This window comes from Streptomyces sp. NPDC043870 (assembly GCF_056435785.1).
Window position 1 is genome coordinate 42,645 of record NZ_JBWKDT010000014.1, and the last position, 13,644, is coordinate 56,288.

Below are 13,644 nucleotides of genomic sequence, written 5' to 3' on the forward strand. Positions count from 1 at the left end.
GCGCTCCGCACGGCCGTTCGGCAACCATCGGTGCGCCTCTGACGTCTTACCGGCCAATCCGGTGACCACACCGGTGACCCGATCGGCGGCACTACAGTGGGTCGGACACCCAGGAGGGTCCAACTATGAACCCGGGAACGTCGAAACCATGACGCCCGGGACCATCAGAACCACGATCAGCAGGGAGCGCATGACGTGCGGCCGGTAGGCAGCAAGTACCTGCTCGAGGAGCCGCTCGGCCGCGGCGCCACGGGCACCGTCTGGCGAGCCCGCCAGCGGGAGACCGCGGGCGCCGAGGCGGCCGTGCCCGGCCAGCCCGGCGAGACCGTCGCGATCAAGGTCCTCAAGGAGGAGCTCGCGAACGACGCGGACATCGTGATGCGCTTCCTGCGCGAGCGCTCCGTTCTGCTGCGTCTCACGCACCCGAACATCGTGCGCACCCGCGACCTGGTCGTCGAGGGTGATGTCCTCGCCCTGGTGATGGACCTCGTCGAGGGCCCGGACCTGCACCGCTACATCCGCGAGAACGGCCCGTTCTCCCCGGTCGCGGCCTCCCTCCTCACCGCCCAGATCGCCGACGCGCTCGCCGCCAGCCACGCCGACGGCGTCGTCCACCGCGACCTCAAGCCCGCCAACGTCCTGCTCGCCGAGCGGGGCGGCGAGATGCACCCGATGCTCACCGACTTCGGCATCGCGCGCCTCGCGGACTCCCCGGGCCTGACCCGTACGCACGAGTTCGTCGGCACCCCCGCGTATGTCGCGCCGGAGTCGGCGGAGGGCCGTCCGCAGACCTCCGCGGTCGACATCTACGGCGCCGGGATCATGCTGTACGAGCTGGTCACCGGCCGTCCGCCGTTCGCGGGCGCCACGGCCCTGGAGGTCCTTCACCAGCACCTCAGCGAGGAGCCCCGCCGCCCGTCGTCCGTCCCAGGCCCGCTCTGGACGGTCATAGAGCGCTGTCTGCGCAAGGAGCCGGGCGAGCGGCCCAGCGCCGAGAGCCTCGCCCGTGGGCTGCGTACCGTCGCCGCGGGCATCGGTGTGCACGCCACGCCCGACCAGATCGAGGCGGCGGAGGGCGTGGGCGCGCTGCTCGCGCCCGACCCGGCGCCCGCCGGCGTTCCTGGTGTCCCGGGCGCGGCCGACCCCACGCAGGTGCTGCAGAGCAATGCGTCGCAGTACGACCCGGGCGCCGCGACCAGTGTGATGCCGCAGACCGGCGGCCCCGCCGGCGCCGCGGACCCCACCAGCGTGCTGCCGCGCGGCGCCGCCGCCGACCCGACCGCGGTCATGCCGCCGGTGCCGCCGCGCCCCGACGGCCCGCCGGGGCCGGAGGACCCGCACCCCTGGCAGTCCCAGCTGCAGGCGGCCCGGGACCGCAACGAGCAGACCCAGGTCCAGTACCTCGACCCGAGCGAGGACCCGCTGCGGCGCCGCCCGCAGCGGCAGTCGGCGCCCCAGCCGTACCAGCAGCAGCCGTATCAACAGCGGCCTCAGCGGCAGCAGCGGCCCCAGCCGCAGCCTCGGCAGCAGCAGCCGTACGCAGCCCCGCCGGCCCAGCAGCAGTACGCCCCGCAGCCTCCGCAGCGGCAGCAGTACGCGCCCCCGCAGCCGCCGCCCCAGCAGCCCGCGCCGCGCCAGCCCCGGCAGCGGAGCGCGAACCCCATGCGGATCCCGGGCCTGGGCTGCCTCAAGGGCTGCCTGTTCACTCTGGTCCTGATGTTCGTGGCGGGCTGGCTGATCTGGGAGCTCACCCCGCTCCAGGGCTGGATCGCGGAGGGCAAGAGCTACTTGGAGGCCATCGGGGACGCCGTCGACTCGGTGAGCAGCTGGGTCTCGGAGATCACCGGGAACACGGACCCGAGCACGGGTACTGGTACTGGTACTGGCACCGGTCAGTAGCTGGCGATCGCTCCGCGGAGAGCGATCACTCTGTCGTTATGTCGACTTCTGCGGGGGAAAAAGCCCCGCAGAAGTGACGGTTGGCGCCATCCGGGGCACTCAACACCCCGACGCCCGCGTACTTTGATGGGCAACGCCAGCCGCTGAGGGAGCAGTCTTGGCACGGAATATCGGCAGCCGGTACACGGCCCACCAGATCCTGGGGCGGGGCAGCGCGGGCACGGTGTGGCTCGGCGAGGGGCCCGAAGGCCCCGTCGCGATCAAGCTGCTGCGCGAGGACCTCGCCTCCGACCAGGAGCTGGTCGGACGCTTCGTGCAGGAGCGTACGGCCCTGCTCGGACTCGACCACCCCCGCGTCGTCGGCGTCCGCGACCTCGTCGTGGACGGCAACGACCTGGCCCTCGTGATGGACCTGGTCCGCGGCACCGATCTGCGCACCCGTCTCGACCGGGAGCGCCGGCTCGCCCCCGAGGCCGCCGTCGCGATCATCGCGGACGTCGCCGAGGGCCTGGCCGCGGCGCACGCCGCCGGCGTCGTCCACCGCGACGTCAAGCCGGAGAACATCCTGCTGGACATGGAGGGCCCGCTCGGCCCCGGCGGCGCCCACCCGGCCCTGCTGACCGACTTCGGCGTCGCCAAGCTGATCGACACCCCGCGCCGCACCAAGGCCACGAAGATCATCGGGACGCCGGACTATCTCGCCCCGGAGATCGTCGAGGGGCTGCCGCCGCGCGCCGCCGTCGACATCTACGCCCTCGCGACCGTCCTGTACGAGCTGCTCGCGGGCTTCACACCCTTCGGCGGTGGCCACCCGGGCGCGGTCCTGCGCCGCCATGTCACGGAGACCGTCGTCCCGCTCCCCGGCATCCCGGACGAGCTGTGGCAGCTGATCGTCCAGTGCCTGGCCAAGGCGCCCGCGTCCCGGCTCCGCGCCTCCGAGCTGGCCACCCGGCTGCACGACCTGCTGCCCCTGCTGGCGGGCATGCCGCCGCTCGACGTGGACGAGCCGTACGCAGCGGACGCAGCGCCCTCGTCCGAGCCGTACGACGAACCGGACTACGCGACCCTCCCCACCGCGCCCCGCAGGGCCGCCGTCCCGCTGGTCCCCGGCTCGGCCACCGACTCGAACCGGGACACCCACACCTCCATGCGCGTCCCCGGCCCCGACGAGCTCGCGGGCGGCGCCCGTGGCACGGCCCGCGCCCCCCGCACCCCCGGCCAGCGCCGCCCCGGCTCCGCCCGCCACAAGGCGGAAGCGGTGCGCAGGCGCCGGATCACGCTCGGTGTCGCGGGACTGGTGCTGGCCGCCGCGGCCGGGGTCGGGGGCTGGCTCGCGGTGGGTGGTGGCGACGAGGACGCGGCTCCGCAGGACTCCAAGCAGTCGGCCCCCTCACAGCCCTAGAACCCAGCCCCAGGACCCAGCCCCGGGACCAGGCAGCCCCAGGACCCAGCCTGTCCGGCGCCCCGGCGGCCCTGACTTCCGGCCCCTCACGGCCCTGTTCGGGGGCCGCACGCAGCCCTGGCTTCCGGGCCGTCGCGGCCCTGTTCGGGGGCCGCTCGCGGCCCTGGCTGTCGACGGACGCGACGGCGTGTCGCGGACAGCCGTTACGCTGGACCCGTGGCAGTCGTCGATGTATCCGAAGAGCTGAAGTCCCTCTCCTCGACCATGGGGTCGATCGAGGCCGTCCTGGACCTCGACAAGCTGAGGGCAGATATCGCCGTGCTCGAGGAGCAGGCGGCGGCGCCGTCCCTGTGGGACGACCCCGAGGCGGCGCAGAAGATCACCAGCAAGCTCTCGCACCTGCAGGCCGAGGTCCGCAAGGCGGAGGCGCTGCGCGGGCGGATCGACGACCTGGGCGTGCTCTTCGAGCTCGCCGAGGCCGAGGACGACCCGGACACCCGCGTCGAGGCCGAGGCCGAGCTGGAAGCCGTCCGGAAGGCGCTGGACGAGATGGAGGTCCGCACGCTCCTCTCCGGCGAGTACGACGAGCGCGAGGCGCTCGTCAACATCCGGGCCGAGGCCGGTGGCGTCGACGCCGCCGACTTCGCCGAGCAGCTCCAGCGCATGTACCTGCGCTGGGCCGAGCGCCATGGCTACGGCACGGAGGTCTACGAGACCTCGTACGCGGAAGAGGCCGGCATCAAGTCGACCACCTTCGTCGTGAAGGCGCCGTACGCCTACGGCACGCTCTCGGTGGAGCAGGGCACGCACCGCCTGGTCCGCATTTCCCCGTTCGACAACCAGGGCCGCCGCCAGACGTCCTTCGCGGGCGTCGAGGTCCTCCCGGTCGTCGAGCAGTCCGACCACGTCGAGATCGACGAGTCCGAGCTGCGCGTGGACGTCTACCGCGCGTCCGGCCCGGGCGGCCAGGGTGTCAACACGACGGACTCCGCGGTCCGTATCACGCACATCCCGACCGGCATCGTCGTCTCGTGTCAGAACGAGCGCTCCCAGATCCAGAACAAGGCGAGCGCCATGAACGTCCTCCAGGCGAAGCTCCTCGAGCGGCGCCGCCAGGAGGAGCAGGCCAAGATGGACGCCCTCAAGGGCGACGGCGGCAACTCCTGGGGCAACCAGATGCGTTCGTACGTCCTCCACCCGTACCAGATGGTCAAGGACCTCCGTACGGAGTTCGAGGTCGGTAACCCGCAGTCGGTGCTGGACGGCGAGATCGACGGCTTCCTGGAGGCCGGGATCCGCTGGCGCAAGCAGCAGGAGAAGTAACCTCGCGTTCCTGACGGAAAGGTGCCGGGCCCTTCACGGGTCCGGCACCTTTTGCGTACGACACGACGAGCGCGCCGGATTCGCTGACGCAAGCGGAATGCGATGCGTCAGCTCGCTTTGTCGACAAGGGAACTGGCTTGTACGAGGCGCCAGTTCCGGGTTTACGTCACAGTTGCAGGCCCGTACCTTGGTCAACTCCCCTTATTCCGGGCATCGCACGCGCAACGACCTTGACGTGTTCGCGAAAAATGGGAAGGCTGACGCGCGGCATGCGTTTCTCTGGGGCGCGTGTGAGCGGGGGAAACGGAAGACGACCCTCAGCGGCTACAGCCCCGGACGCTGCACTACAGACGAATCAGCTACTGGGGGTAGCAGGCAGATGACCAAGAAGACGCGGGTCCGCGTTGCGCGGATAGCCGCTGGTGCGGTGATCGCCGCCGGTGCGTCCCTGACCGCCGCGGGCGCCGCTTCGGCCGTCGGCATCGACGTGAACGTCGCGGGCATCGGCGCCAAGGCCGAGGTCAACGAGGAGGGTGCCGAGATCGGTCTCGGTATCCGTGAGGGCGAGGACGCCGGGGGTAATGACACCCTCGGTCAGACCACGGGTGGCTCCACCACCGGTGAGACCACGTCCGGCGGCTCGACGGGTGAGACCACGACCGGTGGCTCCACGACGGGTGAGACCACGTCCGGCGGCTCGACGACGGGTGAGACCACGATCGGCGGTTCCGTCTCGATCGGTGGTTCGACCACCGGTGAGACCACGTCGGGTGGTTCCACCACGGGTGAGACCACGTCCGGCGGTTCGACCACCGGTGAGACCACCTCCGGTGGTTCCACCACGGGTGAGACCACCTCCGGTGGCACGACCGACGGCGGCAACGGCAACTCCGGCGGCAACGGCAACTCCGGCGGCAACTCCGGCGGCAACGGCAACTCCGGTGGCAACTCCGGCGGCAATGGCAACAGCGGCGGCAACGGCAACTCCGGTGGCGGCGACCAGGGCGGCTCCACCGCCACTGGTGGTGCCACGGGCGGCTCCGTCGCCACCGGCGGTGGCGACGCCGACACCTGCACCGTCGACCTCGACGGTGCCGAGTGCGCCGACAACACCGACACGGACAACGCCGGCTCGAAGCCGGTCGAGCAGGGCGCGGCCAAGGAGGAGCTGGCGGAGACCGGCGCCGCCGAGACCACGTTCCTGCTGGTCGGTGCCGCGACGATGATCGCCGGCGGCATCGGGTTCCGGATGCTGCCGCGTCTCGTGAGCGGCGGCCGCACCGCCGTGTGACCAGGCGGTAGCAGTACGTAACAAGGGCCCGGGGTTGCCATTGGCACCCCGGGCCCTTGTGTGTCCCTGTGGGCCGTGAAGGCCCTGTACCGCCCCTGTGAGGGGAGCTACGCGGTCTGGTGGGCCAGCAGGGCCACCGCGGCCACCAGGACCACCAGGAGCGTCAGCAGCGCCGCAGGGCTCAGGCCCGCCAGGGGGCCTTCCTGCTGCAGGCGCTCCCGGTTGGCTCGGCATACGGGGCACCGGCCCTCCGTGACGGGCGCCGCGCAGTTGGCGCACACCAGTCGGTCATAGGTCATGCGCTCTCCTCCTCCCGCGCGGCGGAGCCGCCGCAGAGTCCGCTCTCTCGGCGTTCCTTGGTGTTGCTCTGCGTTCCTCTCCGCGCAACGCTCCGGGAAACGCATCCGTTCCCGTACCACTGTGCCAGCTCCCGCGCGTTTCGGCGCGCCCCGCCGGATTGCACCCGTTCCGTAAGGCGTCCGGGAGGATCCTCGGAACGGACAAAACGCGCAACTCCGTACGGTGACTACGCTCGCCTTCGCCAGTCGCGTAATGTCACGCACACCTACTCCCGGCCGACCGTGGTGCACCCGTGATCCGATTCGACAACGTCTCCAAGAGCTATCCCAAGCAGAACCGCCCCGCCCTGCGTGACGTCTCCCTGGAGATCGAAAAGGGGGAGTTCGTCTTCCTCGTGGGCTCGTCCGGTTCCGGAAAGTCGACCTTCCTGCGGCTGATCCTGCGCGAGGAGCGCGCCAGCCACGGCATGGTGCATGTCCTGGGCAAGGACCTCGCGCGACTGTCCAACTGGAAGGTCCCGCACATGCGCCGCCAGCTCGGCACGGTCTTCCAGGACTTCCGCCTGCTGCCGAACAAGACCGTCGCGGAGAACGTGGCGTTCGCGCAGGAGGTCATCGGCAAGCCGCGCGGCGAGATCCGCAAGGCTGTGCCGCAGGTCCTCGACCTCGTCGGTCTCGGCGGCAAAGAGGACCGTATGCCCGGCGAGCTGTCCGGTGGTGAGCAGCAGCGTGTCGCCATCGCGCGGGCGTTCGTCAACCGCCCGATGCTGCTGATCGCGGACGAGCCGACCGGCAACCTCGACCCGCAGACCTCCGTAGGCATCATGAAGCTGCTCGACCGGATCAACAGGACCGGTACGACCGTGGTCATGGCCACCCACGACCAGAACATCGTGGACCAGATGCGCAAGCGCGTGATCGAACTCGAGCAGGGCCGTCTCGTACGCGACCAGGCGCGCGGCGTCTACGGCTACCAGCACTGAAAGGCTGAACGACTCCCCATGCGCGCCCAGTTCGTACTGTCGGAGATCGGCGTCGGTCTCCGCCGTAATCTGACGATGACCTTCGCCGTCATCGTCTCCGTCGCCCTGTCGCTCGCCCTCTTCGGCGGTGCGCTGCTCATGCGTGAGCAGGTCAGCACGATGAAGGACTTCTGGTACGACAAGGTCAACGTCTCGATCTTCCTCTGCAACAAGAACGACGCGGAGTCCGGTGCCGGTGCTGCCAAGTGCCAGAAGGGCGCGGTCACTGCTCAGCAGAAGGAGCAGATCAAGGCCGACCTGGACAAGATGGACATCGTCGAGGCCATCCATCACGAGACGGCCGACGAGGCGTACAAGCACTACCGGGAGCAGTACGGCGACACCCCGATCGCCGCCACCATCACCCCGGACCAGATGCAGGAATCGTTCCGGGTCAAGCTCAAGGACCCGGAGAAGTACAAGGTGGTGGCCACCGCCTTCGCCGGCCGGGACGGTGTGCAGTCCGTCCAGGACCAGCGCAACATCCTGCAGAACCTGTTCGACCTGATGAACGGCATGAACATCGCGGCCCTGTTCGTGATGGGGCTGATGCTGGTCATTGCGCTGATGCTGATCGTCAACACGGTGCGTGTCTCTGCGTTCAGCCGTCGGCGTGAGACCGGAATCATGCGGCTCGTCGGCGCGTCCAGCTTCTACATCCAGATGCCGTTCATCATGGAGGCCGCCTTCGCGGGGCTGCTCGGCGGTGCGGTGGCCTGTGTGATGCTGCTCGTCGGCCGGTACTTCCTGATCGACAACGGTCTGGCGCTCTCCGAGAAGATGCAACTGGTCAACTTCATCGGCTGGGACGCCGTGATCACCAAGCTTCCGCTGGTGCTCGCGATCGGTCTGCTGATGCCCGCCATGGCCGCATTTATCGCTCTGCGCAAGTACCTGAAGGTGTGACAAGCGCCCTGGGCGCTGTACGGTCAACCGCCGTACGGCGCCCTTCGCTTGTCCTAGAGTGGTCGCCATGCCGGGCCCCGAATCACCCTTGATGCCCCGTGGATCCCGCCACGGAGCGGCCCTGACATTGGTCTTCGCGAGCGTCCTCGCCACTGCCGCGGCCACCGATCTGCTGCCCCGCGTGGGCGACGAACTGCCCCCGTCCCGTGTCAGTGCGGCCGCTGCGACCGTCGACCGGGACGAGGTCGCGCGGGCCGCCGCCGAAGCCATGGCCGACGGCAAGTCCGGCGCCAAGGCCGCCGAGGACGTCGTCAGCCGCAGCGGCGACCGCTGGGGCGCGGTGTACGAGAAGAGTGAGTACGAGGAGTTCGCGCGGGCGCTCGACGGTGCGTACACGGGCGTCGGGCTGTCGGCCAGGCGTGGCGCCGGCGGGCGGGTCGAGGTGGCCCGTGTGCAGCGCGGCGGGCCCGCCGACAGGGCCGGGATCAGGACCGGCGACCAGTTGCGGACGATCGACGGCGCGGCCATAGACGGACGCCCGGTCAGCGAGGTCGTCGCCCTGCTGCGCGGGGACGGCAAGGCCGCCGGGGCCGGCTCGTCCGTGGTGCTGGGCCTCCAGCGCGGCGAGCGCGCCTGGAACGAGACCCTGCGCAGGGCCAGGCTCGCCACCGAGGCCGTCACCGTCCGGAGCATCGGCGACGGCACGGCCGGCGCCGTGATGATCAAGGTGGCGGCCTTCACCAAGGGCACCGGCGCGCGGGTGCGGGAAGCCGTCAGGGATGCCCCTGCGGGCGCCGGCGTCCTGCTCGACCTGCGCGGCAACAGCGGCGGCCTGGTCTCCGAGGCCGTGACCGCCGCCTCCGCCTTCCTGGACGGCGGCCTGGTCGCCACGTACGAGGTGCGCGGTGAGCAGAAGGCGCTGTACGCCGTGCCGGGAGGGGACACCGAGCGGCCTGTCGTCGCCCTCGTCGACGGCGGCACGATGAGCGCCGCCGAGCTGGTCACGGGAGCCCTCCAGGACCGTGGCCGCGCGGTCACCGTGGGTTCGCGCACCTTCGGCAAGGGCTCGGTCCAGATGCCGGAGCGGCTGCCCGACGGGTCCGTGGCCGAGCTCACCGTCGGTCACTACCGCACGCCGGCGGGTCATGACGTCGACGGCCGGGGCATCACGCCGGACCTCTCGGTCGGCGAGCGGGCCGAGGAACGGGCCCAGACAGTATTGAGTGGCCTCGGCACCGGCTCGTAGTGCGAAAATGACCGCACTATGGCTAAGGAAAAAGGGCGCAAGCTGATCGCGCAGAACAAGAAGGCGCGGCACGACTACCACATCCTCGACACCTACGAGTGCGGTCTCGTGCTGATGGGAACCGAGGTGAAGTCGCTGCGCCAGGGCCGGGCCTCGCTCGCGGACGGGTTCGTCCAGATCGACGGGCACGAGGCGTGGCTGCACAACGTGCACGTGCCGGAGTACAGCCAGGGCACGTGGACCAACCACAGCGCCCGGCGCAAGCGGAAGCTGCTCATGCACCGGGTGGAGATCGACAAGCTGGAGGCCAAGTCCCAGGAGACGGGCCACACCATCGTGCCGCTCGCCCTGTACTTCAAGGACGGCCGCGCGAAGGTCGAGATCGCGCTCGCCAAGGGCAAGAAGGAGTACGACAAGCGGCAGACCCTGCGGGAGAAGCAGGACCGGCGCGAGGCGGACCGGGCGATGTCGGCGGCACGGCGCCGTCAGCGCGCCTGACCGTGGCCCGACCCTGGCCTGACCTCCCCTGTCGCGGGGAATAGGCTGGCACCCTCGTGCGTTGGTCACGTACGATGGCAAGTGCCCTCCCAGAGGGGGCACGTTTGTTAACTCAACATGGGGATGATCGGTTTCGACAGCGGCTGTCGAAGCAGGGGAAGCGTGTCGAGGAAGCGGCAATGATCTCGTAAACCATATGTCGCAACCAATAATCGCCAACACCAAGCGCGATTCCTTCGCCCTCGCTGCCTAAGTAGCGACTTGCGAAGTGTCAGCCCGGGGCTGTTCCCGACCCGGATCCTGGCATCAGCTAGGGAACTAAACCTCTAAGCCCGGTCACGGGGCCTGGAGGGAAATCAAACAGTGGCTGAGCCCGTCGGAGACTTGTTCGCGTGATCTCCGGGGCCGAGAAAATCGCAGCGAACTGCACACGGAGAAGCCCTGATTCTGCACCGTTGGACGCGGGTTCGATTCCCGCCATCTCCACAAACGGAGGAATACCGTGGGTGTGCCCACGGACCCCCGCACCCCATGTGGGCGAAGGCCCGGCAGCCGTCACGGCAGCCGGGCCTTCGCCATGCTCGCCAGCGCCAGTGCGGTGGCCGCCGCGGCGACCGGGATCCCGTAGCCGTACGCCGCGCCCGCGTGCTCCACCGTCCAGCCGCCGGTCGCCGAGCCCAGCGCGATACCGCCGAGGAGCGCGGTGACGGCGAGGGTCATTCCCTCGTTCAGCCGGGCCTCGGGGGTGAGCCGCTGGATCACGCCCATCCCGGTCACCATCGTCGGAGCCGTCGCCATCCCCGCGATCAGCAGCGCACCCGCGACGGCGACGAGCGAGCCGGTCGCGGTCGCCGCGAGCAGGGGCAGCCCCATCAGCGCCGTCATCGCGGCGAGGCACGTCCGCAGTCCGGCGCCGCGGCGGGCCCTGCCGTACGCCAGCCCCGCCGCACACGAGCCGGCGGCCTGCAGGGCCAGCACCGGGCCCGCCGCCGGGCCGTCCGCGAACGCGATCGTGACGACCTCCATCGAGCCGAAGACCGCGCCGGTCGCGAGGAAGACGGCGAGCATCGGGGCCATTCCGGGCGTACGGACGGGCGAGCCCACGAGGACGCGCGGGGCGACCGGTGGCTCGGTGCCGCGCTGGGCCGCGAACACCAGGACGCCCGTGAGCAGGAGTACGGCACCGACGAGCGTGCCGGCCTCGGGGAACAGCGCCGAGCAGAGGAGGGCCGCGAGCACCGGGCCGAGCATGAAGCACAGCTCGTCGGCGGCCTGCTCGAAGGAGTTCGCGGTGTGCAGGGCACCGGGGTCGCGCTTGAGGAGGTGGGCCCAGCGGGCCCGGGACATCCCGCCCGTGTTGGGTGTGGTGGCGGTGGCGGCGTACGCGGCGAACAGGGTCCAGTCGGGCGCGTCGTACCGCACGCACAGCAGCAGGGCGAGCGATCCGAGCACCGCGAGCACGGTGGCGGGGACGGCGATACGGGCCTGGCCGTACCGGTCGACGAGCCGCGCCGTCCATGGGGCGACGACGGCCGTGGCGGCCAGGCCGGTCGCGGTGACGGCCCCGGCGAGCGCGTACGAGCCACGCGCCCCCGCGATCATGATCACGGCGCTGACGCTGAACATCCCCATGGGGAGGCGGGCGATGAGGTTCCCCGCGGTGAAGGCCCGCGCTCCGGGAGTGCGGAAGAGACGGGTGTACGGGCCCGGCGGGCGCGGGTGGTCCGGCTCCTGGAAGCCCGGCGCCAGGACCAGGGTCCCACCGGTGGTGGCCATCGTGGGTGAGGTGTTCTGCGGCATGGATCAAGGCTCGCCGCGGGGGCCCGTACGGGTCCAACACCTGTTCGGAGCCCATTGACGCACCCCTGTTGTAAATTCGTCGCCGTGTCCGTGTCCCGAGACCTCGAACCCCGGCTGCTGCGTGCCTTCCTGGCCGTCGCCGACGAACTGCACTTCACCCGCGCAGCGGCTCGGCTGTACGTCGCCCAGCAGGCCCTCAGCCGTGACATCCGGCGGCTGGAGCGCGAGTTGGGCGCCGAGTTGTTCGTACGGACCACCCGGCAGGTGACGCTCACGGCGGACGGCGAGCGGCTGCTGCCGTGCGCCCGTCGGGTCCTCGACGCCCACGACGAGCTGGCTGCCGCCTTCGCGGATCCGGCCAGGCCGCTGCTGGTCGACGTCGGCGCCCCCGTGGGGACCGGCTACCGGGTGCTGGCGGAGGCCCGACGGGCGGCCCCCGGCCTGGAGTTCGTCGCCCGCTACCTCAGCGGCCTCACCGGCGCCGCCGCCGAGATCCTCGCCGGACGGCTCGATGTCTCCTACGGACGGGTCGCGGGGCTCGACCCGGCGGTGCGCGCCGATCTGGCGCACGAGCCGGTGCGGTACGAACGCATGGCCGTGCTGCTGCGGGAAGACCATCCGCTCGCCTCACGTGCTGAAGTGCCCCTGGGCGCACTGGCGGGGGAGACCCTCTACGCGGGCGCGGGCAACGCGGCGACCGCGGAGTGGACCGATCTGGCCGCCCGGTTGTTCGAGGGCCGGGGCATCGTCATGGCCGACCCCTTCCCGGAGATCAACGGGCAGGAGGAGTTCGTGCGGGTCGTGCACAAACGAGGGTGGTCGGTGCTGGCGAGCAGGGAGTTCCTCCCGGTGCCGGGCATGGTCGTACGGCCCCTGGTCGACCCCGTACCGCTGTCACCGGTGTCGCTGGTGTGGCGACGGGGGTTGAAGCACCCCGGCCTCGACGCCCTGCGGGCCGCCGCGGGCGAACTGGCCGCGGCAGAGGATTGGCTGGAAATGCCCCCCGGCAGCTGGCTTCCCGATCCGGACCGGTCTCTTGTCACGGTCCGGTGTCTCATGCCGGACAACAACTGACATCGGGACGCGGCAGTCATCGGGGTGCGCTACATTCATGGCCCGGGTGCATCGTGGTTGGGGGCGCTTGGGTCGGGTGGGGGCCCGGTCCGACGGCAAGTGTCCGGTTCAGTCGTGCGCGCACCCGCTCTCCGTTCCGTGGGGGAAGTGCGTACTGCAGTGGAAAACTGGCGAGAAAACGCCCATACAGGGCACAGCCACGAGCCCAACGAGGTCACCGTTCAGCTCGATGGTCTCGGGCGTCTGCTCTCGGAGCTCCCGGCCCAGCCGGCCCCTCAAGAGGGCTCCGACGGACCGGTGTTCGTCGACGAGAGCGGTCGGCGCAGCAAGAAGTTCCGCCGTATCGGATGGGTTCTGGCGATCGCCTGCGCCGGCTACGCCGTGACGCTCCTCGTCGCCCTCATGGGCGGCAACTCGGACGCGCCGTGGCTGCTGATCCCCGGCCCCGCGGACGAGCAGAACAGCGGCGTCGTCGGGGAGTCGCCCGGCCCCACCGGCACGTCCTCCGATCCGGCCGTACCCGGAGGCACACCCGGCGCCCCCGGGCCCACCGACACCGCGGGCGTCCTGATCCCGTCGCGGCCCACGGGTTCCCCCGGCGACCCGCTCACCGGCGGGCGGCCCAGCACCACGGCCGATCCGGGCAGCAGCGCGGCGACCACCACCGGCGGCGCCGGTGGCGCCACAACCGACCCGAAGCCCACCGTGTCCGCCCCTCCGCCGGGCCCCGGGGGGCAGGAGCCCACGCCGTCGGCCCCCCAGCCCACGGACAGCGCGACAGCACCGACGGAAGAACCCACCGGCCCACCGGTGGAGCAAGGCGGCCAGCAGCTGGCCGGGGAAGGCGCACCGTAGATGACCCCCACCGGGAGGCGGGCCCGTCA

Annotated in this window: 12 protein-coding genes and 1 other RNA gene; 11 read left to right on the forward strand and 2 right to left on the reverse strand. The window is 70.9% G+C overall.

Going from position 1 to position 13,644, the window contains the following annotated elements:
* Positions 1-195 precede the first annotated feature (195 nt).
* The 4 genes from AC0699_RS19120 to AC0699_RS19135 all read left to right on the forward strand — a co-directional run bounded on the left by AC0699_RS19120 (position 196) and on the right by AC0699_RS19135 (position 5,915).
* Positions 196-1,899 carry a serine/threonine-protein kinase gene (locus AC0699_RS19120; RefSeq protein ID WP_478661524.1) on the forward strand — a complete coding sequence of 568 codons (1,704 nt, stop codon included), beginning with the start codon at positions 196-198 and terminating at the stop codon, positions 1,897-1,899.
* A gap of 157 nt (positions 1,900-2,056) precedes the next feature.
* The gene (locus AC0699_RS19125) at positions 2,057-3,301 is read left to right on the forward strand and encodes a serine/threonine-protein kinase (RefSeq protein ID WP_478661527.1); all 1,245 of its coding nucleotides are present in this window, start codon (positions 2,057-2,059) and stop codon (positions 3,299-3,301) included.
* 216 nt (positions 3,302-3,517) lie between these two features.
* On the forward strand, positions 3,518-4,624 hold the full coding sequence (prfB, locus tag AC0699_RS19130; protein WP_469770084.1) for a peptide chain release factor 2: 1,107 nt from the start codon (positions 3,518-3,520) through the stop codon (positions 4,622-4,624).
* Positions 4,625-5,003: 379 nt separating this feature from the next.
* Positions 5,004-5,915, forward strand: a complete 912-nt coding sequence (locus AC0699_RS19135) for a hypothetical protein (RefSeq protein ID WP_478661529.1) — start codon at positions 5,004-5,006, stop codon at positions 5,913-5,915.
* A 107-nt stretch (positions 5,916-6,022) separates the two neighbouring features.
* On the opposite strand, the gene AC0699_RS19140 is transcribed toward AC0699_RS19135, so the two are convergent.
* Entirely contained in the window at positions 6,023-6,214 is a 192-nt protein-coding gene (locus tag AC0699_RS19140) for a hypothetical protein (RefSeq protein WP_469770082.1), read from the reverse strand.
* Between the two features lie 293 nt (positions 6,215-6,507).
* Here AC0699_RS19140 and ftsE point away from each other — a divergent pair, with 293 nt between their 5' ends.
* From ftsE to ssrA, 5 genes are all read left to right on the forward strand, one after another.
* A complete protein-coding gene (gene ftsE, locus AC0699_RS19145) occupies positions 6,508-7,197 on the forward strand; it encodes a cell division ATP-binding protein FtsE (RefSeq protein WP_242337182.1) in 690 nt (229 codons plus the stop codon).
* Positions 7,198-7,215: 18 nt separating this feature from the next.
* The gene (gene ftsX, locus AC0699_RS19150) at positions 7,216-8,142 is read left to right on the forward strand and encodes a permease-like cell division protein FtsX (RefSeq protein ID WP_478661533.1); all 927 of its coding nucleotides are present in this window, start codon (positions 7,216-7,218) and stop codon (positions 8,140-8,142) included.
* A 91-nt stretch (positions 8,143-8,233) separates the two neighbouring features.
* The gene (locus tag AC0699_RS19155; protein WP_478661535.1) at positions 8,234-9,388 is read left to right on the forward strand and encodes a S41 family peptidase; all 1,155 of its coding nucleotides are present in this window, start codon (positions 8,234-8,236) and stop codon (positions 9,386-9,388) included.
* 18 nt (positions 9,389-9,406) lie between these two features.
* Positions 9,407-9,886, forward strand: a complete 480-nt coding sequence (gene smpB, locus AC0699_RS19160; RefSeq protein ID WP_478661538.1) for an SsrA-binding protein SmpB — start codon at positions 9,407-9,409, stop codon at positions 9,884-9,886.
* 119 nt (positions 9,887-10,005) lie between these two features.
* Positions 10,006-10,375, forward strand: a transfer-messenger RNA (tmRNA) gene (gene ssrA, locus AC0699_RS19165).
* A 66-nt stretch (positions 10,376-10,441) separates the two neighbouring features.
* Here ssrA and AC0699_RS19170 read toward each other — a convergent pair.
* Positions 10,442-11,662 (reverse strand): MFS transporter, encoded by a 1,221-nt coding sequence (locus AC0699_RS19170; protein WP_478661785.1) that lies wholly within the window; start codon positions 11,660-11,662, stop codon positions 10,442-10,444.
* Positions 11,663-11,776: 114 nt separating this feature from the next.
* Between AC0699_RS19170 and AC0699_RS19175 the strand changes: the two genes are divergently transcribed.
* Both AC0699_RS19175 and AC0699_RS19180 read left to right on the forward strand, forming a co-directional pair.
* Positions 11,777-12,760 carry a LysR family transcriptional regulator gene (locus tag AC0699_RS19175; protein ID WP_478661787.1) on the forward strand — a complete coding sequence of 328 codons (984 nt, stop codon included), beginning with the start codon at positions 11,777-11,779 and terminating at the stop codon, positions 12,758-12,760.
* Positions 12,761-12,919: 159 nt separating this feature from the next.
* On the forward strand, positions 12,920-13,615 hold the full coding sequence (locus AC0699_RS19180) for a hypothetical protein (RefSeq protein ID WP_478661540.1): 696 nt from the start codon (positions 12,920-12,922) through the stop codon (positions 13,613-13,615).
* Positions 13,616-13,644: the final 29 nt, after the last annotated feature.